Raw genomic sequence first — 912 nt, 5'->3', positions numbered from 1 at the left:
GAATGGTTGTTCACTGGAGTTTTTTGGCTCAGGCGTTTAGTCAGCCAACGTGGCGTTATCGATCACGAAGCGATACTTGACGTCGCCCTTGAGCATTCGCTCATAGGATTCGTTGATCTGATCCACCCGAACTAGCTCGATGTCGGCGACGATGCTGTGCTCGGCACAGAAATCCAGCATCTCCTGTGTTTCCGGGATGCCTCCGATCATCGAGCCGGCAATCGTTCGGCGCTTCATGATCAGGTTGAATACGTTCGGTGATGGGTGAGGCGAGGCTGGCGCACCGACCAGCGTCAGAGCCCCATCGCGCTTGAGTAACACCAGAAAAGCATCAAGATCGTGGGGGGCTGCGACGGTGTTGAGAATGAAGTCGAAGCTCTTGGTATGAACAGCCATTTCATCAGCGTTGCGCGATACGACGACCTCATGGGCGCCTAACTCCTTTGCCGCCTCACGCTTGGATTCAGAGGTGGTGAACGCCACGACGTGAGCGCCCATTGCATGGGCCAGCTTGATACCCATGTGGCCCAGGCCACCGATTCCGACCACACCTATTTTCTTGCCTGGGCCGGCGTTCCAGTGACGCAGAGGAGAGTAGGTAGTGATGCCCGCGCACAGCAGCGGGGCGACGGCAGCTAGTTGCGCCTCGGGATGGCGGATGCGTAACACGTAGCGCTCATGCACCACGATGTTTTGCGAGTAGCCGCCCAGCGTCCATCCAGGTGCATCCGGTGTCGGGAAGTTGTAGGTACCGACCATCTCATCGCAGTAGTTTTCCAGGCCTGTGTCACAGTCGTCACAGTGTTTGCAGCTATCGACGATGCAGCCCACACCGACCAGATCGCCGACTTTGAAATCCGATACATGTGCGCCCACCGCCGATACGCGACCGACAATTTCGTGCCCAGGTAC

At 57.5% G+C, this 912-nt stretch carries 1 protein-coding gene; it reads right to left on the bottom strand.

What is annotated here, in order from left to right; genetic code table 11:
* Positions 1-36: 36 nt before the first annotated feature.
* Positions 37-912, bottom strand: an 876-nt coding sequence (locus tag AC1DRJ_RS29965) for an NAD(P)-dependent alcohol dehydrogenase (RefSeq protein ID WP_477805309.1), incomplete at its 5' end; no start/stop codon positions are given.

This window comes from Pseudomonas sp. P5_B2 (assembly GCF_056400445.1).
Note: the sequence above shows the minus strand (reverse complement) of the source record. Positions and strands in the feature narration are given on the sequence as shown.